This window comes from Muriicola jejuensis, from assembly GCF_010671595.1.
Classification (GTDB): Bacteria; Bacteroidota; Bacteroidia; order Flavobacteriales; family Flavobacteriaceae; genus Muriicola; species Muriicola jejuensis.
In genome coordinates this window covers 38,379-61,377 of record NZ_JAABOP010000006.1, presented here as the reverse complement: position 1 = coordinate 61,377, position 22,999 = coordinate 38,379, and the positions used below count along the sequence as shown (strand labels likewise).

Genomic DNA, 22,999 nt, shown 5'->3' with positions numbered 1-22,999 from the left:
TTATTGGATCGGATTGATTTCTTGAGCCGAGGCCAGGTTGGTAGTATCCCTGTAAGCCCTTACCACCATCCCCGCATAGGCACCCGGTACCGGGCGCGACAGGATCACCGTACCTTCCTCAACACCCTTGAGGATAGCCGTCTTATCTGAAAAATACACAGGTGTTACCTCGAGTACATCCAGGATGCTGTCCTTTACCACAAAGAGTTCCTTCTGGTCATTCAGGAGTTTTCTCGAAATCTCAAAGGCGTTTTCCTCACTTCTGCCTTCTATTTGTGCTTCCAGGTACATCCCTTCCTTCACTCTCTCATCCTTCACATCGATAAAGACAGAAACGGTTTGTGATTCCTGATTCACGGCGGCGTTGATCCGGGCGACCTTGCCTCTGAACTGCTGAGTGCCTTCCAGGTTTTCGAGGGCTACTTCCTCCCCTACTTTCAGGAAGTCGCTGTAAGACTTGTTAACGGCCACCTGTAATTCGTAGACCTCCGGGTTGATGAACGCACCCAGTTTTTGCCCTGGGCGGATCAGGCTTCCCTCGGTGACTAAGGCTTCGGTCAGAACACCGTTAAAGGGCGCCCTGAGTATGTATTTCGAAAGCCTCCTTTCGAGATTCTTCACATTGTAATAGGTAGTGAGAATGTTGCGGCCACTAATGAAATAGCGCTCTTTCTCGGAGGTGATCTCGGGAAGGTCCGGTGTGCTTTTTTCCATGTCGAATGCAGACAGGTATGCCTGCCATTTCGGATAATCTTCCGGGTAATCCAACCTGAGATCAGGCATGGCTGCAGTGATCAGGTTGTACAGGTTGCTCTTGGCACTTTGCACAGAGGCCGCGTATTCATCTGCATCAATTCTCAATAGTACCTCGCCTTTCCTGAAGGCCTGACCCGGTTTAAAGGGATGGCTGCTGGAGCGGAATATCCCCTGTACCTCGGAATAGATCTCAACCCTTTCCTTGGCCGCCAGATTCCCATTGGCAGGGATCACTATGGGGATGGTCCTGTTGACCACCGTATCCACGAATACTGTCTTTACTTCTCTGCGTGCCACAGGGCGTTTCTCCTCCTCAGCGGTTACCAGGAGGTAGGCCACAAAAACGGCGAGGACCAGGATAATGACTCCAAGGGAATAGAGTATAATTTTTCTCATCCAAAAAGGTTCAATTGGGTTGTTTGAAGCTACAAAACTAGAGAATAGATCACTAGGCCACAGTTAAATAAAACCTAAAGTGTTAAAGGTTTCCCGGCCCCACTTCAACAAAAAAAAGAGGTGCAGGACACCTCTTTTTTGACAGTTAACCAACTTAAATCTGACTAATTATGGTCAGGATCATTATTCTTTTTCTTGCCTCCTTCCGGAACATCATCCTCGAACATGGTTTCCACCACACGTGATTTTTTAAAGTCGAGTTCCTTGAAGTTCAATTTGCTATCGCTTTTGTCATAGTCAAAGACCAGGAACTGCTTGGTATTCATTCCTTCCAGGTTTTTCAGGGAATTGAACTTGTTGTTCTGAATCTGCAGAATCTCCAGGCTCGCAAGCTGACTGAATTCTGCAGGGATCTCTCCGTCTAGCTGATTGTTGGCCAGAATGAGTTCTTTGAGTTCTACTAACTTTCCGAACTCCCTGGGGATGGAACCTTCCAGGGTATTTTCGAAGAGCCCAAGGCTCTCTAATTTGGAAAGTTTGCCCAAGGTTTCAGGAATGGCCCCCTTAAGATTGTTGCTGGAGAGGTTGAGTACCTTCAGTTGGGTAAGCTCTCCCATACTTTCGGGTATACTGCCCGTAAAGAAATTGTTGAAGGCGGTCAGTTCCCTTAAATTGGATAATTTGCCAAGGGATTCAGGAAGGTCGCCTTTGAATCGGTTCATCTCTATTTTGATGACCTCCAGGTTTTGCAGCTGTGCGATCCCTTCAGGCAATTCACCGGTGAGCCCGTTGAATGCCAGGTTGAGCACCCTGAGGTGGACCAGTTTCCCGAGGCTTTCCGGCAATACACCCTGCAGGTTATTTCTGAAGAGATTGATCTCCACCACGTGGTCATCTTCCACCTTAACGCCATACCAGGTATGCACCGGAGCATTGAGGTCCCATGTGCGAACCCAGTCCTTCCCGTTCGTGCTTTCGTACAGGTCTGTCAGGGCCGTTTTCTCCTTCCTGGATACCTCAGCGGTGGCCAGAAGGCAGGAAGTCAGCATGAAGAGCGAAAGGATTAGTGTTTTTTTCATCGAGCTACCTATAAATACATCGTTACTGCTTACAATAAATCTGATAGGAGAACTAAGAATTACCTTACAAATATACCGGAAAGTAAGGATTAAACTCTAATTAAAACGATGAACGGCCTGTATTTGTTGTGAAAACAGGGATTTTTGTGGTATATGATCTAAAAGGTATGAAACAGGAGATCAGCCGGCCTGTTCCTCGAGCTTGAGGGTGATCTCCTCCCATTGCTGCATAAGGGTCTCCAGGCGTTTTTTCTTCTGTTGATAGCGATCGAAGAATTCGGGCCGCGCTATGGTCTCATCGTAGTTCATAAGCAGGTCGTGATCTATCTCGGAGATCTCTTTCTCCAGGGCGGCGATCTCGCTTTCCACCTGGCTCAGCTTATTCTTCAGGCTCTTTGCCTTTTTCTGGTCGCGATAGGGATTTCCAACAGGTTTGGCAGTACTTTTTTCCTGGGTTGACGGAGATTTCCTTTCGATCTCCCTGAAATCCTGGGCCTTGCGCTCAGACAGAAAGAAATTGATATCCCCAAGATACTCCCTGATCTTTTTGTCCTTGAATTCGTATACCTTATTGGTAAGCCCCTGTAGGAAATCCCGGTCATGTGAGACCACGATCAGGGTTCCCTGGAAATTGATGAGTGCCTGTTTCAACACGTTCTTGGAGGCTATGTCGAGGTGGTTGGTAGGCTCATCCATCACCAGTACATTGAAGGGCTGCAACAACATTTTGGCCAGTGCCAGGCGATTTCGCTCGCCCCCTGACAGGACTTTTACATACTTCTCCACCTCATCCCCACTGAATAAAAAAGAGCCCAGGATGTCCCTTACCTTGGCCCGGTTGCTTTCGTTGGCAGCGTCCGTCATGGTGTCCAGCACCGTCTTGTTACCATCGAGGTATTCTGCCTGATTCTGGGCGAAATACCCGATCTGTACATTATGACCCAGTTTTAAATGCCCTTCGAAGGGCAGCTCCCCCACCAGGATCCTGGCCAGGGTGGTCTTGCCCTGCCCGTTCTGCCCCACGAAGGCGGTCTTACTGTCTCTTTCCAGCAAAAGGTCGATATCCTTCAGGACCTCCTTGGAGCCGTAGTGTTTGCTGACCCCTTCGAGCTCAGCCACCACCTTGCCGGGTGTCACGGATACCGGGAACCTCAACTTAAACACGCTGTTATCGGTCTGATCCACCTCGATCCGCTCCATGCGGTCGAGCTTCTTGATCAGGGACTGGGCCATGGAGGCCTTGGAAGCCTTGGCCCTGAATTTTTCTATGAGTCGTTCTGCCTGCTGAATTTCCCGTTCCTGGTTCTTCAGGGCGTTGAGCTGCTGTTCCCTGATCTCCTCCCTTAGCAGCAGGAATTGGGAATAGGGCTTGTTGTAGTCGTAGATCCTCCCCAGGGAGATCTCAATGGTGCGGTTGGTGACATTGTCGAGGAACATCTTGTCGTGGGAGACGATCACCACGGCCCCCGCAAAGGCCGTGAGAAATTGCTCGAGCCAAAGGATGGATTCTATGTCGAGGTGGTTCGTAGGCTCATCCAGCAGCAGCACATCATTCTTCTGCAGCAGGAGTTTCGCAAGTTCGATCCGCATCCTCCACCCTCCGGAAAAAGTATCGGTCTTTTTGTTGAAGTCGTCTCTTTTGAATCCGAGTCCCAGCAGGATCTTTTCCGTCTCCCCCTGATAATTATAGCCCCCCAGGATCTCGTACCTGTGCGTGAGATCATTGAGATCTACCATCAGTTGGTGATACCCATCGGTTTCGTAATCGGTCCGTTCCGCCAGTTGCTCATTGACGTGGACGAGGTCGCGCTCTATGGCCTGGAGAGCCTCAAAAGCCTGGTAGGCTTCCTCTAACACGGTATTCCCCTCCTCAAAATCGATATCCTGCCTCAGGAAACCTATGTTCAGGTCCTTGTCCGAGGCAATGGTCCCTGAATCCGGGGCCATGTCTCCGGAGAGGAGTTTCAGGAGGGTCGACTTCCCTGCGCCGTTCCTTCCGATGAGTCCGATACGGTCTCCCGGGTGCAATCGGAAGGAGATTTCCTCGAACAGGTATTCCCCTGAGAAGGAGACAGAAAGATTGTGCACATTTAACATGATTGTAACCCGATTTACAGAGAATGGCAGGCAATAAGGTATCTTTGCCCAAAAGTTTTGCAAATGTTAAAAAAAGGAGGCAAACTCTACAGCATTTTAACAGGAAGTTGCCCTAAGTGCCATCTAGAGAGCATGTACGAGGACAAGAATCCATATCACCTCGGATCCCTTTTCAAAATGCATGAACGCTGTTCTCACTGCCACACGAAATACAAGATAGAACCCTCCTTCTTCTACGGGGCCATGTATGTGAGCTATGCGGTGGGTATCGCCTTTGCTGTGGCAGCCTTCGTCATCTCCTTCCTGTTGCTCGGGGCCACCCTGCTACAGACCTTTCTGAGTATCATAGGGACCCTGGTCGTATTCCTTCCGGTAATCATCCGCCTGTCCAGGAACATCTGGATCAATCTCTTTATGCATTATGATCCTGCCATACTCAGGAAGGGTTCTGCTTCCCGAAACGCTTCCTGAACCTTGAAATATCCATCTCGGAAGGGAGTTCCTTCCCTTCCTCTATGAATTGGCAGAGCACTTTGGAGGCAAAAGGGGCGATCATGACCCCCCTGGAACCAAAACCGTTCAGCACGTACAGGTCCTTGTGAACAGGGTGCCTCCCCAGGAGGGGCCTGCGGTCTGCCACTGTAGGACGTACCCCTGCCACATGGTCCACCACCTCGTATTCACATCGGAGAAAGGTCCTCAGTTTGGTTTCCAGCTCTTCACGGGCTTCCCGTGTCGGCAAATGGGTCTTGTCCTGCCACTTATAGGTCGCGCCGATCCGGTAGAGGTCTTCCCCCAGGGGGATGATAAAGACTGCGGATTTGATAACCCGACTTTCCTTTAGTTCAGGCGCCCTGATGGTGAGCAGCTCTCCTTTGGTCCCATTGAGGGGCAAATAATTAAAAAAGGGGTCCTGTTTTAGCCCAAAGCCCATGGCAAATACGATCTGCCTTGCCTCCACACCTTTGTAGGCCACCCCCGCATCAGTGAACACAAGGGCGTCAAAGTCGAAGGTTTCTGCCACCAGAAGGTTTCTTCTAGTGAGATACTTCCGGTAGGCCTGCTGCAGGAGTTCTGTATCGAGCCTTCCCGTATCCAGTACTTCTCCATATCCGAAAGGAGCATCGATGACCGGGTTGGTATTCTTAATAAGATCGGTGGAAAGCAGGGGGCCGAGTCCTGGTCTGTCCGAGGCCTCGAACCAGCCATTCTGCTCTTCCGTGCTCGCAAAGCGCCTCAGGACCCGAAGGGGAAAGTCCAGGGGTACCCCGAGTTTTTCCTCGAGTCCGGTGTAAAAAGGACGCAGCAGCGGGAGTTGTTCATGGGCTTTCCAGGAAAGGGTGAAGCGTTTGAGGATGACCGGATTGTAGAGCCCCCCTGCAACGGTGGAAGCCTTTTGAGAGTCGTCTGTGACCACGCGGAATGACCTTCCGTTCTGTTCCAGTGTCTCGCAAAAGGAAATGCCTGCCAGGCCAAGGCCCACTACAAGGTAATCTAGCATGTCACAAAAATAAAAACGCCGCTTGAATAAAGCGGCGTTTCCATCTTATAATTGAATTGGAATACTCTAAAGGTCCTAGTAGGCCCACATATCCTGCTCCCTGTCCCTGATCGCTTCCTTGATGCGATTAGACTCCAGCAGCTGGAAAAGGGCATTATCAGCAATGTAATCGTCTATTGCACGGTCTCCGTGAACGTTATCCTCCTTGTAGATGACGGCGTTAAACCTCCTGGCATTCAACAGCATGTCGAACGAGATAGGCTGGGCGGAATTCCGCTGGTTGTACACCTTGGCATCGTGAAGGATCTTCCTGGCACTTGGAAACCAGACCCAGAACAGCTCCACCTTGTTATCGGCAGGGCTCATGGAGTCGTCGTCCACGAAGTTAACATCCGGAGCCACAGGGGCTATCCCCAGCAGTCGATACTTCAGCTCTCCCTGGCGCTTGTCAAAATACCAAATACCTTTGATACGATATTCTTCGATATCCGCGGCGGTAATATCCCTCCTGTTTACGTATTCAGGGGAGAGTTCCTCGCCGGCGTTGATCTGCTCGTATCCGAGATCTGTAGTATCTATTCTGGTCAGGGTAGCCCTGAGATCCTCGAACTTCCTCTTTTCAGTGAAGTAAGAATCCACATAGACATCCGTTAGTTTACCGTTCTTGATGTTCTTGATTAAGACATCGTAGAGCGACCTCCTGTCGGCGCTGATATCCACGGTATCGGTAGGATAATAGAGGGTGAAATTCACCCTCTCATCCAGGTCGACCACTTCCCATATGGTTTTGGACCAGAGGATATCCCTGTCGTCCACATAACCGTATTCCAATGGAATGTCATCGTCCATCGCCAACTGGTTGGCTGTCTTCTTCCCGATTTCCTCAGGCTTCTTGGCATTCAGGATGTTTGCCTGGGCCATGATGGAGATCGGCAGCAAGGAAACAGCACCAACTAGTATTACATTCTTCCAATTCATAAAATTCAATTTAACTGTCAATTCTTAGTTTGTGATCTCCACCACAACAGGAGACACTTTCTTAAGTTTATAGGACTTGTTGTTCGTGATATAGGCTTCGATATCAAAGATCTGAACCGCATCACCTCTGCCTGCCCTTTTCAGAGCCGACTTAGCCCTGGCATCCAGTTTGTTTCCATTGACCAGGACGGTAGGCTGTCCGGGCACTTTGAACTTGAATCCGCTTACAGCAAGGTTCAGGTCAAAGTCGAAATCTTCCAGCAAGGCACCGATCGTAGAGATCTCGAGGTTTTGTCTGGGCATCTGTGTGCTTCCGGACTCTCCCCTTACAGAACCTGCAGGCCTTGGAATATCCTTGATCCTGAAGGTTGCCGGAGTTGAGATCTTCTTGCCATCGGGCAGTACACCAGAGGCATTGATAGTCACTTCACGTCCGGTTCCCGGGTTCATAACATACTTGCTTCCGGTCACCCTTTTAAGTCCAGGTGCACTTGCAGAAACTTTGTTATCCGGAATTCCGGGAATGGAGATGGTCATTGGGTTTGCAACCCCTCGGTAGACCACGTTCATCTTATCTGCAGAGATCACAGCCGCATCGGGCTTGGAAATGGTAGAGAAGGAGTTCTTTACGGGAACTTCGGTCTCCACACCATCCTGCATATAGAAAAGGGTACCTGCGATTTCGTGATCACCGGCGCTTCCTGCACCGATCAACAGCTCTACGCCCCCTTCTTTGAGTTCGTAGTCCTTTCCTTCCACCATTTTACGTCCGTCGATGGTCAATTCTGCTTTTACTGGTTTGGCAGACCTGTCGGTCTTCCCAAGCACCAGGCTTCCGCTGAATTTTTCTCCGGCGTAAAAGGCCGCTTTTTCAGAGTACAGCTGGGTCTCGAAATTGGTCAGTGAGACCTGGCTGGTAAGCTCTCCCTGTAACATGGACTTCAAAGCAGCTTCTTCCGTAGCCTTGATGTCTGATTGAAGGGCAGTCAGTTTGGTAAGAGAGGCGATCAGAGGAAAACCTTCATAATTGTAGTTGATCCAGTCTACCTTTACCCCGTCTCTACGCTCTACCTTTCCATTCTCGTCCCCTGTTTTGAAACGGGTTATCACCTGCTCCTTCACATCCGGGAAAGCATCTCCAAGGATCGCAATTACCTGTGTGCGGTAGTCGTTGATCCTCTTCATGAATTCCTTTCCTTCGGGGGCCAGATTGTCTCCCTGGAAGAACTTCTGATCGAGGTAGTCCGATTTGTCCATGACCTGGTAATCCTTCGGATCCTCCACGTCTACGGTCATCGATTTCTTTAACTCTTCCAGATAAGTGTAATACTCCGCTGAAAGCTCTTTTATTTTCCGGGCGTCGCCGTACAGCTTTTCATACTTAGCCGCATCTTCCGAAGCCTTCGTTTCCAGGCTTGCCAAAAACGCTTCATTGCTTTCGGTTGCCTTTACATTGGAAGCCTCGAACTTTTCGTTCATCAGGCCAAAAGCGGCCAGAACTTCCTTACTCATATTTAGCGCCAGCATTGCGATGAAGATCAAATACATTAGGTTGATCATCTTTTGCCGCGGCGTTTGTTTTCCTGATGCCATGTTTTTCTAATTAGTTTGGATTTGTAACTTGATTTGGGTTATTGCTTCGCGACTAATTAGTTTCTGCTCATGGCAGACAACATGCCACCATAGACACCATTCAGAGATGAGAGGTTAGACGCCAGTGATTCCATTTGATCTTTCAGAGCGCCGGCGTTCTGCACAACTTCTTCGTTGATAGAAGCCTGCCTGCTAGCACTCTCCAACTGAACCTTGTAAAGGCTGTTGAGGGATTCCATCTGAGCGGCGGCCACGGCCATCTCTTCAGAGTACTTCTTGGTAGTTTCCATAGCGTCTACCGATGGAGCGATTCCCTTGGCAGCTCCTTCAAAATTGCGGATACTGTCGCCGAGGCTGGTCATCAATTCTGCGTCGATATTGGCTTCTTTCAAGAGCTGATCCAATTTCTTGGAAAGCAGTCCTTCAGCTTCCTTGGCTTCTGCAGCAGCGTTCTTTCCGCTAGACTGTCCGCCGGCAAGCTCGGGGTAGACCAGAGACCAATCGTATTCGTCATCGACAGGCTCAAATGCACTGATCGCGAAAATAAGGGCTTCTGTGATCAGACCCACGGCGAGGAGGAGACCACCAGTAAGGGGGCCGAACTCCCAGTGAAGGATCTTGAAGAGGGCTCCGATAATTACCACCGAAGCACCGAGGCCATAGGCCATGTTAAATAGTTTCTTTGTTGATTTTGACTGTGCCATAATTCTAAGATTTAATTAAGTTTAATAAATAAGTATTTGGTTTTTGTTTGATTTGAATGCTTGATTACTGTGTTGAGTCTTCTTCTCCCATGTAGTCCTGTACGGTCCTGAAGCCGATGTAGCTCCTGGCGGAATCCTTGTACTCGTAATCTCGGGTGCTCACCTGCAGGAAGTACGCGACGTCCTTCCAGGATCCTCCCCTGATCACTTTCCTCGCATTGTCCTTGGAATCTGCGTTCGGGTTCATGGTAGAAGCGAATTCATAGGAACCTGTGAAATAGCTACTGTTGGTCCACTCGGATACGTTCCCTGCCATGTTGTACAGGTTGAAATCATTGGGTTCGTAAGACTTTGCCTCGACGGTATACAGGGCTGCATCGGCTGCATAGTCCCCGCGTTGCGGTTTGAAGTTGGCCATAAAACAGCCGGTGTCACTGATCACATACGGACCTCCCCAGGGGTAGGTACCTCCTTCAATACCCCCACGGGCAGCGTATTCCCATTCGGCCTCAGTGGGCAGTCGGAACTGGTTGACAAACTGCTTGCCCCGGCCTTTCTGATCGTCGTTCTTGAACTTCGTCCTCCAGTGGCAGAATGCCTTGGCCTGTGTCCATGACACCCCTACGACGGGATAGTCACTATAGGCATCGTGCCAGAAGTAGTCGTTGTGCATGGGCTCGTTGTAGGAATATTCGAAATCCCTGATCCAAACGGTGGTGTCCGGGTAGATCTCGAGTTCTTCCGTGCGGATGAAATCCTTTCTGCGCTTATCCCTGGTGCGGGCTGCAGCTTCAATATCCATCCAGGTGTATTTGTACTTTAATTTGGTCACGTCTATGGTGCGCTGTCCGTTGTAGGACTCCTCTTCAGGGATGTAGAGAGAATCCATCACCTCGGCGTAATACTCATCCGGATAATCTGAGGTATCCCAAACCAGATCTTCATCTGTATTGAGTTTATACCCTTCATACCCGGTGGCTCCGAGACCGGAGTAATTGTCGAGCATGTACTTTTCATAAACGGACATCCTGGTGGTGTCGGCACTCTTAAAGGCGTACTCGCCTATGCCTCCGTCCTCAGGACCCATTCCCAGTTCATCGGCCAAAATAGCCAATCGGGTCCTGACGATAGAATCGCGGACCCACTCTACGAACTGACGGTATTCGCTGTTTGTTATTTCGGTATCGTCCATATAGAACGATCGTACCGTTACTGTTTTGGTCGGGGCATTGAGAACCTGCGCCACATCCTCCTCGCTTTTACCCATGATGAAAGCACCTCTCGGTATGAGCTCCATCCCGTAGGGTTTTTCAGGGTACCACTTCTTTCCTTGGACGCCCACTAGTTCTCCTTTTGTCTTAGACCCGCAACTAGAGAGTAAAAAAACAAACGCTATAGATAACAACAATAGCTTCTTCATACTTAGGTTAAATTTCGATTTAGACTTTAAGCAGTAATGTCAATTATACTCTCTAAAACTACTTTTTGAGTAAATTATTGTACGTTACCAGCCTTCCTTGCAAAAATTTCAATTTTAGTTCAGCCCTTTCTTGTAGGCCTTAAACCACCGTTCCGGAATGATCTGATCACATGCGTCCAGATAGTCCTGTTCAGTGCAAGGTAATAACGAAGGTGGATTGGATTTAGTATGCGAAGAAGTAAATGGGGGAACCTCTACCCACCACCTGTGGGTGAGCAGGCTTTTATAAAAGATGAGTTCCTCTGTTTGGGTGGGTACGATGAATTTGGTGAAGTCCTTATTGGAAGCACTGGGGCGTTCCGTAATTCGGAAGTTGAAGCCTTCCATGAAATACCATATGATCTGTGACACGAGCTGATAAGACTGAGGGGTGTTCTCTATTTCGTAGATCCCGAAGACTGCTACGTTCTCACTGATCCCTGCATACCTCGAAATGGCACAGATCTCCCGCCCGTCAAAACCATTGGGAGAAAAGTGGGAAGGGCAACCCATCTCACTGGCCTTTACCGCCCGCATGTCCAGGCTCACGGAATGGGCATTGCGCAGCACGGGTTCCGCCAGAGTGATATCCGAAGTGATCTCCCCCAAGCGATAAGCATCGAAGAACAACCTTTCCATCAGGTCGATCTCCTCCTGGGCATTAAAATAGCTCTGGTACCCTATATTGGAAAAATTGAAGAGGTTGTTAGGCTTATCGGTGATGATCTTACTCATATAGGAATGGGAAGAGATCAGCTCCTCATCCGCCCCAAAGTCGAACCGGCTGTCAATAGACACCAGGTTGATCAGGTCCTTGATCCGGTCAAAGGCGCGGTAGGTGGGATAGGTGATGTCCTGGGTGGCACCTATTATTATAGGTATAACTTTTTCTTCGAGCAGTTCGGCAGTGATCTCCTTGACCACGAAATAGGTGTCCTCCACGGTCTCCCCTTCTTCCACATTCCCAAGGTCTACGATATTCACGTTCCAGTTGCCCATCATCAGCTTGTACAACTGTATGCGGATCTCGACCAGGGCGAGTTTCTCAGGCTTCTTTTCAAACGCGTTGCGGGATTCGTTCACCCCCATGATCGCAAAGGAGGCATTGGCCAGGACGGGCAGACCATCCCTGTGGGTGTGTTTAAAGATATTTTTTCCCAGAGACTGGGGGGGCAACAATTCACAATGCGCCAGGGCCTTGTCTTCTACCGGTACCAGGAAATCGAACGCCATAGGGCTCTTGCCAATAAAGGTTATTTACTTTTCTTACGGGGCTTTTTCTTATCCAGCAGGCCTTTGGCATCCTCCAGGCTTACTTTGGATATGTCAACTTCTTTCCCGAGTTCGGCCTTGGTCCTGCCTTTGATGACAGTATGCCTTCCCCAACGCGCTTTTTCGATGCGTATCCCTTCTTCCGGCCATTCCTTGACCACGCGCTCGGCTTCCTTCTTTTTCTTGGCCTCGATCAGTTCGGCAATATCCTTTTCGGACAGATCGTCAAAGTCGTACTTCTTGCTGACGTTGATGAACATCCCATCCCATTTGATAAAGGGTCCGAACCTGCCTGTGCCTTTGGTCACATCCTTCCCTTCGTAGGTGGTGATAGGCGCCTCTGCCTTTTGCTTGGCCTGGATCAGCTCCACGGCCCTGTCCAGATCCACGTCCATGGCACTTTCTCCTCCTTCCAGGGAAATGAATTTCTTTCCATGGCGAATATATGGGCCATAACGCCCCACATTGGCCTCTACTTCCTCCCCCTCATACACCCCGAGTTTCCTGGGGAGTTTAAAGAGGTCCATGGCCTCTTCAAAGGTAATGGTGGTGATCGACTGTTCCGGCAAGAGGCTCGCGAACAGCGGTTTTTCCTCCTCTTCAGCCGTGCCTATCTGGACCATGGGCCCGAAGCGGCCGAGTCTGGCGGAGACCTGCCTTTTGGTCTTGGGATCTATTCCCAGCACCCGCTCGCCGCTGGCGCGATCTGCATTTTCCTCCACATCCACCACGTTGGGATGGAAGTCCTTGTAGAAGTCCTTCATGACCTTTTGCCAATCCTCTTCCCCGGAGGCGATCTCATCGAAGTCCTTTTCTACCTTGGCGGTAAAATGGTAATCCAGGATATTGGCAAAATTTTCCACGAGGAAGTCGTTGACGATCATGCCGATATCCGTTGGGACCAGTTTGCCTTTATCCGACCCCACCGTTTCGGTAAGCGTGCTTTCTTTGATGGCATTGTTTTCAAGGACGAGCTGACGATAGGTTCGTTCCGAGCCATCTATGGTTCCTTTTTCGATATACCCCCTGTTCTGGATCGTAGAGATCGTAGGGGCATAGGTTGAAGGTCTTCCGATCCCCAGTTCCTCCAGTTTCTTTACCAGGGAAGCCTCGGTAAAGCGATAGGGAGGACGCGTAAACCGTTCGGTTGCCGTGATGTACCTGTTCCTAAGTGAGTCTCCTTCTTTAAGGGCCGGCAGGATACCTTCCTGTTCCTCTGCATCTTCTTCATCCTTTCCTTCCAGGTATACCTTAAGGAACCCGTCGAATTTGATAACCTCCCCATTGGCGGAGAATTCCTCCTCATGGGTCGTGGCGCTGATCCTCACGTTGGTCCTTTCCAGTTCGGCATCCGCCATCTGGGAGGCGAGGGTCCTCATCCTGATAAGTTCATACAGCCTGGCCTGGTCCCTTTCCACCTTGGGTTGCTGCAGAGTCATATCCGTGGGCCTGATGGCCTCGTGGGCCTCCTGGGCCCCTTTGGACTTCCCCTTGTAATTCCTCACCTTGCTGTAGCGCTCCCCGTACATGGAAACAATCGCCTGTTTGGCCTCATTGATAGCCTCTGGCGACAGGTTCACGCTGTCTGTCCTCATATAGGTGATAAGCCCTGCCTCGTACAAACGCTGGGCCACCTGCATGGTCCTGGCCACCGAAAAATAAAGTTTCCTCGAGGCTTCCTGCTGCAGTGTGGAAGTGGTGAACGGGGCTGAAGGCGATTTCTTGGCGGGTTTCTTGTCGAGTGAAGACACCGCATAGGCAGCCTGTAAATTCTTTTTCAGAAAGGCCTCTGCCTCTTCCCTGGTATCAAAGGTTTTTGGGAGTTTCGCACCGAAAACCTCCCCGTTGGCTGTGCTGAATTCCGCATTGATCCTGAAGGAGGCCTCAGGGGTAAATGCCTCTATATCCCTTTCGCGTTCCACGATAAGGCGTACGGCCACGGACTGCACCCTTCCGGCGGAAAGACCGGGTTTGATCTTTTTCCATAGGACGGGGGAGAGCTCGTATCCCACCAGCCGGTCCAGGACCCTGCGGGCCTGCTGGGCATTCACCAGGTCGTAGTTGATCCCCCTGGGATTGTCGATTGCTTTCTGAATGGCCGATTTGGTGATGGAGTTAAAGACGATCCTCCGGGTCTTGTTCTTGTCGAGGTCCAGGGTCTCCGCCAAATGCCAGGAGATGGCCTCCCCTTCCCGGTCCTCATCACTGGCCAGCCAGATCAAATCCGCCTTTTTGGCCAGGTCTTTCAATTTTTTGACGAGGGTCTTTTTGTCCTTGTCAACGATATATTTCGGCTTAAAATCATTGTCTACGTCAACCCCCAGCTCCTTGGAAGGCAGGTCTGCGATATGACCGAAACTGGACTCCACCTTGAAGTCCTTGCCCAAGAATTTTTCGATGGTCTTTGCCTTGGCAGGGGATTCTACGATTACTAGATTTTTAGCCATTCATTGATTTTTGAAGTCACAAAAGTATGGCAAAAAATTTATTTGCCTCCTTTTATACTTCCTGCGGCCAAATATTTCTTTCCCCACTACTTCTCCTGCAGGGGGTATCCGGGATCAGTTTAAGGAAAAGGTGCTGATCAGGTCCAGCCCCGTATCATTATATGTATACTGATACAAAACCTCTTCCCCTATCATGAGGAGGTGCTGCTGCAGGGGAATGACGTCGAAGGTGGTGATATCCCTAAAATGCTGCACGGGCACCAGGTCGGGGACATTCGATTTATCAAAGACCTTCAGGCCAAAGCTGCCGTCGCAAACGAACAACCTGTTATCTTTCACCCCCAGGCCGTAAGGCTCTTCCATGGGATAGGTAGAAAGCAGTTCTGGATTGGTGAGATCTGTGATATCGATCACAAAGAGACCGCTTTCGGTGGCCCCGCACATATTCCCGCCCCTTAGGGTAACATAGGCATAGTCGCCGTCCACGACCACGGGATCACAGGCCGTCCCATGCTGGAACTCAGAAACGAAACCGGGTTGGGATGGATTGGTGATGTCATAGATGTACATGCCGCTGCGGCTTCCCAAAAACAGATGGTTTCCCTGGTTAAAGATAGTCTCTATATCGAACCCGGCATAGACGTCCTCCAGGTCACTGGGGTTGCCCAGGTCCGTGATATCAAAAACGTTGATCATATGGTTGTCAACCGCATACAGGTAATCCCCAACGATCATAAAACGGGCCAGGGATCCCCCCTGCCCTATGCTGTTGGCTGCTGCATCCATCATGAGGACATTTTCAAATCGCATCTGAACTTCCTCTACCAGGCGGCGTTCCGTAGTTACTTCCCAGCCGATCAGTACCTGATCGGGATTTCCCCAGTCGTCGTATTCAAAAATATCGGCTTCCATAGGCCAGATCACATTGTCCCTGAGCACATTTTCCAGGCGGTTCACGATCTGTATATTATCGATGTCCGAAATGTCCAGGACGATCAGATCCGTCAGGCTGTCTGCATAGAGGTAATTGTCCTTCACGGAAATATCGACGTTCCCGGCGATCTTGATAAAGGCCACCTTCCTGGGGGAAGAGGGGTTACTGTTGTCGATCACATGCACCCCTTTGTATTTATCGTTGACAAAAATTAGGTCCTGATAGGCGTAGATCTTTCCGGATTCATCCATGGGGATGGGGGCGATCACATCAACCCCATTCCTGAATTCCTCCAGGGATACGGTCAGAGGTCTGGCAACGAGGTAGTCCGCATATTTTCCGGGGTCGTCCTCAGAACAGGACAACAGACCGGTGAGCGCCAGAAGTGCAAGCAGGGATTTCAGGGTTTTCATAGGATGTATATTAATTGGGTAAGGTTACTCTATAGATACGTTCCAAACCCCCGAGTTGCGTCTTGTTTTATGAAAATATTCACCTGCCAAATTGTCATAAAAAAGGATATTGTGTTATCTTTGCGATCCTTAAAACACAAGGGCAGCAGCCTATGGGTATGGATAAAATAATAGACGAAAGCGTACAGGGTTCTCCGACGATGATCGCAGGGGAAGGGAAGGAAGGCCGCAAATTGTACATAGAGAGCTACGGGTGCCAGATGAATTTCTCTGACAGTGAGATCGTGGCTTCCATCCTGGCGGGGGAAGGGTTCCAGACCACCTCTGAGCTGGAGGATGCAGATCTCGTCCTGGTCAACACCTGCTCTATCAGAGAGAAAGCGGAGACCACGGTGAGGAGGCGACTCGAAAAATACAATGCCGTCAAAAAGAACAGGCCCCATATGAAAGTGGGAGTACTCGGCTGTATGGCTGAGCGACTGAAAAGTCAGCTGCTGGAGGAAGAGAAGATCGTGGATATGGTGGTTGGCCCCGACGCATACAAGGACCTTCCCAATCTGGTGCGGGAGGTAGACGAAGGCCGCAATGCGGTAAATGTCATCCTTTCCAAAGAGGAGACCTACGGGGACGTTGCCCCCGTTCGCCTCAACTCCAACGGCGTTACCGCCTTTGTCTCCATCACTCGTGGGTGCGACAATATGTGCACCTTCTGTGTGGTTCCGTTCACCCGTGGCAGAGAACGCAGCCGGGATCCGCAATCCGTGGTTCAGGAAGTAAACGAGCTCTGGGAACAGGGGTACAGGGAAGTGACCCTTTTGGGGCAAAACGTCGACAGCTACCTCTGGTATGGGGGCGGACTCAAAAAAGACTTTGACAAGGCCTCAGAAATACAGAAGGCCACGGCGGTCAACTTCGCCGGTCTGCTGGCCCTGGTGGCAGAAGCCCAGCCGGGAATGAGGATCCGCTTTTCCACCTCCAACCCACAGGATATGTCACTGGATGTGGTCAGGACCATGGCCAAATACAAAAATATCTGCAATTATATCCACCTGCCGGTACAGAGCGGAAGCAACCGCATCCTGAAGGCCATGAACCGCTTGCACACCAGGGAGGAGTACATGCAGCTCATAGACGATATCAGGAGGATCATCCCCGATTGCGGGATCAGCCAGGACATGATCGCGGGATTTCCAGGAGAAACGGAGGAAGACCACCTGGAAACGCTTTCGCTCATGGAGTACGTGAAATACGACTTCGGCTTTATGTTTGCCTATTCGGAAAGACCCGGTACGCTGGCCGCCAGAAAACTCGAAGATGACATCCCCGATGCGGTCAAGAAGAGGAGGTTGCAGGAAATCATCGCCCTGCAGCAGAAACACAGCCTGTACCGCACTTCCCAGCATGTCGGCAAGACCGAAGAGGTATTGATAGAAGGGCCTTCAAAGAAATCGGACGCCCACTGGATGGGCAGGACGTCGGGAAATACCGTGGTGGTATTCCCGAAGGAAGACTACAAGGTAGGGCAGTTGGTCATGGTAAAAATCCATGACTGTACCTCCGCCACCCTCCTGGGTGAGGCTGTGGGGCCCGTAGAAAATTACAATTGATGGAAAGTGTACAAGCCATAAAGCAGCGTTTTGGTATCATTGGCAATGACCCCAAACTCAACAGGGCCCTTGAGAAGGCCATACAGGTGGCCCCTACGGATATCTCCGTGCTGGTCACAGGGGAAAGCGGGGTCGGGAAGGAAGCCGTTCCAAAGATCATCCATTCCCTCTCACACCGCAAGCACGCCAAATACATAGCCGTGAACTGCGGAGCCATCCCCGAAGGAACCATAGACAGTGAGCTTTTCGGGCATGAGAAAGGTGCCTTTACGGGTGCCACCCAGACCCGCAGCGGCTACTTCGAGGTGGCCGACGGGGGGACCATCTTCCTGGATGAGGTAGGGGAACTCCCCCTGACCACTCAGGTGAGATTGCTGCGTATCCTCGAGAACGGGGAATTCCTGAAAGTGGGGTCGTCCCAGGTACAGAAGACTAATGTGCGTATCGTGGCTGCGACCAACCTCAATATGATAGAGGCGATCAAAAAAGGGAAGTTCAGGGAAGATCTCTATTACCGGCTAAGCACCGTCGATATCAACATCCCCCCCTTAAGAGAGCGGAAGGACGACATCCATTTGCTTTTCCGCAAATTCGCCTCTGATTTCAGCCAGAAATACAAGATGCCTACCATCCGCCTGGAGGACGACGCAGTACAACTGCTGGAAAAATACCGCTGGCCCGGGAACATCCGCCAGCTCAGAAACGTGGCCGAGCAGATCTCTGTCCTGGAGGAGAGCCGTTCCGTCTCCCCCGAGACCCTAAACGGTTACCTGCCCCATGCGAGCGATTCCAACCTTCCTGCCGTGGTGGAGCAACAATCCCGGAAAGGAGATTTCAGCAATGAAAGAGAGATCCTCTACAAAGTCCTGTTCGATATGAAGGCCGACCTGAACGACCTCAAAAAACTGACCCTGGAACTGCTCCACGCAGAAGACTCTGAAAAGGTACAGGAGGAGAACGAAACCCTTATCCGGAAGATCTACGGGAAAGAAGGCAGCAGGAAAGAGGAAAACAGCAGTGCGGTGGAGTTGCTGCCCCCCCATGAGCACAGGGTGGAAAAACCCGTTGAGCCGGTTCAGGAAGACAAGTACCATTTTGCCGAGGAGATCGAAGAGGAAGAAACCTTATCTTTACAGGAAAAGGAGATCGAACTCATCAAAAAATCCCTGGAGCGAAACCGGGGAAAACGAAAAGCGGCTGCCTCAGAACTGGGGATCTCGGAAAGGACCCTTTATCGAAAAATCAAACAGTACGACCTGTAGTGAACAAAAGAATATTTACATCCTTCCTCTTTGCCATATTCCTGCTCCTGAATGGTTGCGGGGTCTACAATTTTACCGGAGGGGACGTGGGAACCGCCAAGACCTTTACGGTGAACTATTTTCAGAATTACGCCTCCCAGAGCCCGGGCTCGGTCTTTGATCCCGGCCTTGACCGGGAATACACCCTCTCCCTTCAGGACCTCATCCTGAATCAGACGAGCCTCGACCTGGTCTCGGCCAACGGCGACCTGGTCTACGAAGGGGAGATCGTGGAATACAGGATTTCGCCCATGTCGGCCACGGCCGAACAGCGGGCAGCACAGAACCGACTCAGCATTTCGGTGAACGTGAGATTCTTCAACAAGACCAAGGAAGGAGCCGAATTTGAGAAGAGGTTTTCCTTCTTTTTCGACTATCCGGCCACGGCCCAGCTCGCCTCCGTCAGGGACGAGGCCCACCAGGTGATCTTTGAGCGGATCAATCAGGACATCTTTAACGAATCTCTGGCCGACTGGTAATGAAGGTAACGGACTTTACATATCTCCTGCAGAACCCAGACAAGGTGGTGGACCCCGTCCAGACCCGTCAGCTGGAAGAGGTGGTAAAGGAATACCCCTATTTTCAGGCGGCAAGAGCCCTGCAACTGAAGGGCCTGAAGAACCTGAACAGCTTTCGCTACAACAATGCCCTGAAAGTAACTGCCGCGTATACAGCAGATCGGGATGTCCTCTTTGATCTGATCACTTCCCCGGAGTTCCTGCAGAATTCCATTGCGGATGCGATCTCAGGTAAAACAGCTGCCCTGGAAGCCACAGAAGTGGAGGCAGAAGCAGTGGAAGCAGGGGAAGAAAGCCCGGCCCCTATGCTGGAAGAATCCCCGGATGCCCCTCTGCCCAGAAACAGCAGGGATGCAGAGGATATACTGGATCCGGCCCTTTTTGCCTCAAAAGATCCTGAGATCGACAAGACACTTGCGAGGGAACGGGAAGCTGCCGAAAAGGAACTTGAGCTGGGTACACCCCTTCCGTTCCAACGGAACGAGAAACACTCCTTTTTGGAATGGTTGCAGCTGAGTTCGGTCAAGCCGCAGAAGACCGGCAAGAAGGTCCCGAAAAAATCAGCGGATATCCCAGGAGATATGGAATTTCCCATACCGGAGGAATCAGAAAAGAAGAAGAAATTCGAACTCATTGATCGCTTCCTGGAGGAGAATCCGAAGATCGTTCCCCAGGAAAAGGAGCACACCCCGGTGGATATCAAAGGATCTCAGAAGATCGATTCGGAGGAGTTGATGACCGAGACCCTCGCAAAGGTCTACCTGGAGCAAAAAAAGTACAAGAAAGCCCTGCAGGCTTACAAAATATTAAGTTTGAAATATCCGGAAAAAAGTAGTTTCTTTGCAAGCCGAATTAAAGCGGTAAAGCAGTTACAAAAGGAAAATTCTTGAGATGAGCACATTTACGATATTCATGATCCTGATCATAGTGGTCTGTTTCCTCCTGGTACTGGTGGTCATGGTACAAAACCCTAAAGGAGGCGGATTGTCCTCCTCTTTTGGCGGAGGCGGAACCCAGGTTGTAGGAGGGGTTAAAAAGACGGGGGATTTTCTGGATAAGAGCACCTGGACACTGGCCAGTTTGCTGATCGTCCTGATACTCCTCTCTAACGTGGCCCTCAAAGGCAACTTCGGGGAAGCAGATTCCAAACTCCTGCAGGGAGACGATATAGAGAATGCTGTTCCGGAGACCGTACCTGAAGAGGTCGTTCCCACCGATACAGCTACCCCTCTGGATACGATCCAGTAGCAGATCGAAACAGGAAACCTAACAAAAATGCCAGCTCAGATGACAAGCTGGCATTTTCATTTTACAAACTGTCAGTTTTTGGCGCTTGGCATAATTTCTGCCATGTTAAATCGGAATTTTAAAAATTAAAAAAATACACATATGGCTAAACTTAACATCAAACCATTAGCAGACCGGGTTCTCATTGAACCTATGGCAGCAGAAACCAAGACTGCCTCCGGGTTGATCATCCCCGATACTGCAAAAGAAAAACCACAAAAAGGAAAGGTCGTGGCCGTTGGTCCGGGCACCAAGGATGAGAAGGTCACTGTTAAAGTTGGCGATACCGTCCTCTATGGGAAATATGCCGGTACAGAGCTGAAATTTGACGGCAAAGACTATCTGATGATGCGCGAAAGCGACATTCTGGCGATCATATAAACCAAACCTGAGGGAGGTCATATATACTCCCTGCGAACGAAAACAAAAAACAACACAGCATTATGGCAAAAGATATAAAGTTTGATATAGAAGCAAGAGACGGATTAAAGCGTGGTGTGGATGCCCTCGCCAATGCCGTAAAGGTCACCCTTGGACCGAAAGGAAGAAACGTGATCGTGAGCAAATCCTTCGGGGCACCTCAGGTGACCAAGGATGGTGTAACCGTGGCCAAGGAGATCGAACTGGCAGACGCCCTGGAGAACATGGGTGCTCAGATGGTGAAGGAAGTAGCTTCCAAGACCAATGATCTGGCCGGTGACGGTACGACCACCGCAACGGTCCTGGCCCAGGCCATTGTAAAGGAAGGATTGAAGAACGTGGCTGCCGGGGCGAATCCCATGGACCTCAAAAGGGGTATTGACAAGGCCGTTGAAGCCATTGTGAATAACCTTACCAAGCAAGCTAAAAAAGTAGGTGATTCCTCAGAAAAGATCAAGCAGGTTGCTGCCATTTCCGCCAACAACGATGAGACCATAGGGGATCTGATCGCTCAGGCTTTCAACAAGGTTGGAAAAGAGGGAGTCATCACCGTGGAAGAGGCCAAAGGAACGGATACCTATGTGGATGTAGTGGAAGGTATGCAGTTTGACAGAGGTTACCTCTCCCCCTACTTTGTTACCGATTCCGAAAAAATGATCGCGAATCTGGACAATCCTTACATCCTGCTCTACGACAAGAAGATCTCCACCATGAAGGACCTCCTTCCTGTACTGGAGCCTGTGGCACAATCCGGTAAACCCCTGTTGATCATATCAGAAGATGTGGACGGGGAAGCCCTGGCCACTCTGGTAGTTAACAAACTAAGGGGATCCCTGAAGATCGCCGCAGTAAAAGCACCGGGATTCGGAGACCGAAGGAAGGCCATGCTGGAAGACATCGCGATCCTGACCAAGGGTACCGTGATCTCCGAGGAAAGAGGATTCTCTCTGGAGAATGCCACCCTCGACATGCTCGGCAGCTGTGAGAAAGTCACCATTGACAAAGACAATACCACCATCGTAAACGGGGCTGGCAATGCCAAGGACATTAAGACCCGTGTAAACCAGATCAAGGCTCAGATCGAGACCACGACCTCGGATTACGACAAGGAAAAATTACAGGAGCGTCTGGCAAAACTCGCCGGCGGTGTCGCAGTACTCTACGTAGGTGCTGCCTCTGAAGTGGAAATGAAAGAGAAGAAAGACAGGGTGGATGACGCCCTGCACGCTACCCGTGCAGCCGTGGAAGAAGGTATCGTAGCCGGTGGAGGTGTAGCCTTTATCCGTGCCCAGGCCGCCCTCACCAAAGTACAGACTGAGAATGCGGATGAGGCCACCGGATTGCAGATCGTATCCAGGGCCATCGAATCGCCCCTCCGCACCATCGTGGAGAACGCCGGAGGCGAAGGCTCTGTGGTCGTTGCCAAGGTATTCGACGGGAAAGGCGACTTCGGTTATGACGCCAAGACCGAGAAATACGTGGATATGATGAAGGCCGGGATCATCGACCCCAAGAAGGTGACCCGTATCGCTCTGGAAAACGCCGCTTCCGTGGCAGGCATGATCCTCACTACGGAGTGTGCCCTGACAGATATCAAGGAAGATACCCCTGCAGGACCCCCCATGGGAGGAGGCGGAATGCCCGGTATGATGTAATCCTGAAGGAAGTCACAATACGGAGAAAGCCACTGAGAAAACCAGTGGCTTTTTCTTTTACAAGCCCTCATTCAAAGGGGAGTAATTCCTATTTTTGCAAAAAAAAGAACATGTTAGAACGCCTGAAGCCTGAAGTAAGATCCATCCTTGGAAAAGAGGGTGCTGTGGAGGATCGATTGAAAAGCCTTTGTACCTTCCTGAAGACAGAGGTACCCCATTACGACTGGGTGGGGTTCTATTTCAGAAACGGGGACAAGGAGGAATTGAAACTGGGACCTTATGCGGGGGCACCCACAGACCATACGATCATCCCGTTCGGCAAGGGGATCTGCGGACAGGTAGCCCTGAGCAATGCCAACTTCGTGGTCCCCGATGTCTCGGCCCAGGACAATTACATCGCCTGCAGTCTTACGGTCAAATCCGAGATCGTCATTCCCCTCTTCGTAAACGGGAAGAACATAGGGCAGATCGACATCGATTCGGAAACTCCGGATCCCTTCACGGAAGAGGATGAACGCTTCCTGGAATTCGTCAATGCCGAAGTGGCCAAAATTCTTTAAAACTTACCCTTTTTTGTTGATA

The 22,999-nt window shown here is 50.5% G+C and carries 20 protein-coding genes; 9 read left to right on the top strand and 11 right to left on the bottom strand.

Translation table 11 applies throughout. The annotated features are described in order from the left end of the window. The 3 genes from GWK09_RS14215 to GWK09_RS14205 all read right to left on the bottom strand — a co-directional run bounded on the left by GWK09_RS14215 (position 1) and on the right by GWK09_RS14205 (position 4,328). Complete coding sequence (locus GWK09_RS14215) at positions 1-1,152, bottom strand: efflux RND transporter periplasmic adaptor subunit (RefSeq protein ID WP_163694136.1); 1,152 nt, start codon at positions 1,150-1,152, stop codon at positions 1-3. A 164-nt stretch (positions 1,153-1,316) separates the two neighbouring features. Continuing rightward, positions 1,317-2,231: a leucine-rich repeat domain-containing protein gene (locus tag GWK09_RS14210; RefSeq protein WP_163694135.1), complete on the bottom strand. Its 915-nt coding sequence runs from the start codon at positions 2,229-2,231 to the stop codon at positions 1,317-1,319. A 180-nt stretch (positions 2,232-2,411) separates the two neighbouring features. Then, entirely contained in the window at positions 2,412-4,328 is a 1,917-nt protein-coding gene (locus tag GWK09_RS14205) for an ABC-F family ATP-binding cassette domain-containing protein (RefSeq protein WP_163694134.1), read from the bottom strand. Positions 4,329-4,391: 63 nt separating this feature from the next. Here GWK09_RS14205 and GWK09_RS14200 point away from each other — a divergent pair, with 63 nt between their 5' ends. Then, positions 4,392-4,799 carry a DUF983 domain-containing protein gene (locus GWK09_RS14200; RefSeq protein WP_163694133.1) on the top strand — a complete coding sequence of 136 codons (408 nt, stop codon included), beginning with the start codon at positions 4,392-4,394 and terminating at the stop codon, positions 4,797-4,799. Here GWK09_RS14200 and GWK09_RS14195 read toward each other — a convergent pair. The 8 genes from GWK09_RS14195 to GWK09_RS14160 form a co-directional block, all read right to left on the bottom strand. Further along, positions 4,765-5,829 (bottom strand): NAD(P)/FAD-dependent oxidoreductase, encoded by a 1,065-nt coding sequence (locus GWK09_RS14195; protein ID WP_163694132.1) that lies wholly within the window; start codon positions 5,827-5,829, stop codon positions 4,765-4,767. The two genes, GWK09_RS14200 and GWK09_RS14195, sit on opposite strands and share 35 nt — an antisense overlap. A gap of 75 nt (positions 5,830-5,904) precedes the next feature. Continuing rightward, positions 5,905-6,807 (bottom strand): type IX secretion system ring subunit PorN/GldN, encoded by a 903-nt coding sequence (gene porN, locus GWK09_RS14190; RefSeq protein ID WP_163694131.1) that lies wholly within the window; start codon positions 6,805-6,807, stop codon positions 5,905-5,907. Between the two features lie 24 nt (positions 6,808-6,831). After that, positions 6,832-8,400, bottom strand: coding sequence for a type IX secretion system motor protein PorM/GldM (gene porM, locus GWK09_RS14185; protein ID WP_163694130.1), 1,569 nt, complete (start codon positions 8,398-8,400; stop codon positions 6,832-6,834). Positions 8,401-8,456: 56 nt separating this feature from the next. Then, complete coding sequence (gene porL, locus GWK09_RS14180) at positions 8,457-9,104, bottom strand: type IX secretion system motor protein PorL/GldL (protein ID WP_163694129.1); 648 nt, start codon at positions 9,102-9,104, stop codon at positions 8,457-8,459. Positions 9,105-9,168: 64 nt separating this feature from the next. Further along, positions 9,169-10,524, bottom strand: a complete 1,356-nt coding sequence (gene porK / locus GWK09_RS14175; protein WP_163694128.1) for a T9SS ring complex lipoprotein PorK/GldK — start codon at positions 10,522-10,524, stop codon at positions 9,169-9,171. 114 nt (positions 10,525-10,638) lie between these two features. Continuing rightward, complete coding sequence (locus GWK09_RS14170; RefSeq protein WP_163694127.1) at positions 10,639-11,796, bottom strand: formimidoylglutamase; 1,158 nt, start codon at positions 11,794-11,796, stop codon at positions 10,639-10,641. Between the two features lie 20 nt (positions 11,797-11,816). Continuing rightward, positions 11,817-14,282 (bottom strand): type I DNA topoisomerase, encoded by a 2,466-nt coding sequence (topA, locus tag GWK09_RS14165; protein WP_163694126.1) that lies wholly within the window; start codon positions 14,280-14,282, stop codon positions 11,817-11,819. Positions 14,283-14,396: 114 nt separating this feature from the next. Continuing rightward, complete coding sequence (locus tag GWK09_RS14160) at positions 14,397-15,629, bottom strand: LVIVD repeat-containing protein (protein ID WP_163694125.1); 1,233 nt, start codon at positions 15,627-15,629, stop codon at positions 14,397-14,399. 158 nt (positions 15,630-15,787) lie between these two features. Between GWK09_RS14160 and miaB the strand changes: the two genes are divergently transcribed. The 8 genes from miaB (at position 15,788) to GWK09_RS14120 (ending at position 22,977) form a co-directional block, all read left to right on the top strand. Beyond that, on the top strand, positions 15,788-17,236 hold the full coding sequence (miaB, locus tag GWK09_RS14155; RefSeq protein WP_163694124.1) for a tRNA (N6-isopentenyl adenosine(37)-C2)-methylthiotransferase MiaB: 1,449 nt from the start codon (positions 15,788-15,790) through the stop codon (positions 17,234-17,236). Further along, positions 17,236-18,498: a sigma-54 interaction domain-containing protein gene (locus GWK09_RS14150; protein WP_163694123.1), complete on the top strand. Its 1,263-nt coding sequence runs from the start codon at positions 17,236-17,238 to the stop codon at positions 18,496-18,498. Before miaB ends, GWK09_RS14150 begins: the two co-directional genes overlap by 1 nt. Next, positions 18,498-19,016: an LPS assembly lipoprotein LptE gene (gene lptE / locus GWK09_RS14145; protein ID WP_163694122.1), complete on the top strand. Its 519-nt coding sequence runs from the start codon at positions 18,498-18,500 to the stop codon at positions 19,014-19,016. The genes GWK09_RS14150 and lptE overlap by 1 nt, the downstream gene beginning before the upstream one ends. Next, a complete protein-coding gene (locus GWK09_RS14140) occupies positions 19,016-19,945 on the top strand; it encodes a hypothetical protein (protein WP_163694121.1) in 930 nt (309 codons plus the stop codon). The genes lptE and GWK09_RS14140 overlap by 1 nt, the downstream gene beginning before the upstream one ends. 1 nt (position 19,946) lies before the next feature. Beyond that, complete coding sequence (secG, locus tag GWK09_RS14135) at positions 19,947-20,303, top strand: preprotein translocase subunit SecG (RefSeq protein WP_163694120.1); 357 nt, start codon at positions 19,947-19,949, stop codon at positions 20,301-20,303. A gap of 141 nt (positions 20,304-20,444) precedes the next feature. Then, positions 20,445-20,723 carry a co-chaperone GroES gene (locus GWK09_RS14130; protein ID WP_163694119.1) on the top strand — a complete coding sequence of 93 codons (279 nt, stop codon included), beginning with the start codon at positions 20,445-20,447 and terminating at the stop codon, positions 20,721-20,723. Positions 20,724-20,785: 62 nt separating this feature from the next. After that, on the top strand, positions 20,786-22,417 hold the full coding sequence (groL, locus tag GWK09_RS14125; RefSeq protein ID WP_163694118.1) for a chaperonin GroEL: 1,632 nt from the start codon (positions 20,786-20,788) through the stop codon (positions 22,415-22,417). A gap of 110 nt (positions 22,418-22,527) precedes the next feature. Further along, a complete protein-coding gene (locus GWK09_RS14120) occupies positions 22,528-22,977 on the top strand; it encodes a GAF domain-containing protein (RefSeq protein WP_163694117.1) in 450 nt (149 codons plus the stop codon). The last annotated feature ends 22 nt before the right edge of the window (positions 22,978-22,999 follow it).